The following is a 603-nucleotide window of genomic DNA, read 5'->3' as shown; positions in this document are numbered from 1 at the left end:
TGAACGACGGGTGATGATGTGCGGATACGGGCGGTTCCAAGGGAGAGATTACTCAATATCAACATCCTCCCTAGTTTGAACTGTTGAAGCCATAGCCGTTCTTTTTAAATCCCTTTCCTTTCGAACCGCTTCCTCTTGCACTGGGCGTCGCTGCTAACCCGGCGGTGGGATCTAAGCTGGTTGACCGAATCGAAGGTGATGCCGCAGGAGCAGGTGGTGTTCTGCTTTCCCTTGCACTGAACGTTTTTGCTGCCCTGGCGGTGAGAGCTAAGCAGACTGACCGTATCGAAGGTGATGCCACAGGGGCAGGTGGTGTTCCACTGTCCCTTGCAACGTGCGTCGCTGCTGCCTCGGCGGTGAGAGTTAAGTTGGTTGACCGTATCGAAGCTGGCGCCACATAGGCAGGTGGTGTTCTGCTTTCCCTTGCACCGAACATCGCTGCTGTTCCGGCGGTGAGCATTAAGCAGGCTGAATGAATTGAAGGTTGCGCCGCAGGGGCAGGTGGTGTTCCACCTCCCCTTGCACCGGGCGTCCCGACTGATCTGGCGATGAGAGTTAAGCAGATTGACCGAATCGAAGCTGACACCGCATGGACAGGTCGTG

1 protein-coding gene is annotated in these 603 nt (G+C 56.1%); it reads left to right on the top strand.

Annotation, left to right across the window (positions count from 1 at the left end; genetic code table 11):
- Positions 1-164 precede the first annotated feature (164 nt).
- Positions 165-401 (top strand): hypothetical protein, encoded by a 237-nt coding sequence (locus E1189_RS02815; protein WP_155158539.1) that lies wholly within the window; start codon positions 165-167, stop codon positions 399-401.
- Positions 402-603 lie beyond the last annotated feature (202 nt).

The organism is Parendozoicomonas verongulae, from assembly GCF_009711465.1.
Classification (GTDB): Bacteria; Pseudomonadota; Gammaproteobacteria; order Pseudomonadales; family Endozoicomonadaceae; genus Sansalvadorimonas; species Sansalvadorimonas verongulae.
This window is presented reverse-complemented; position numbering and strand designations above follow the sequence as displayed.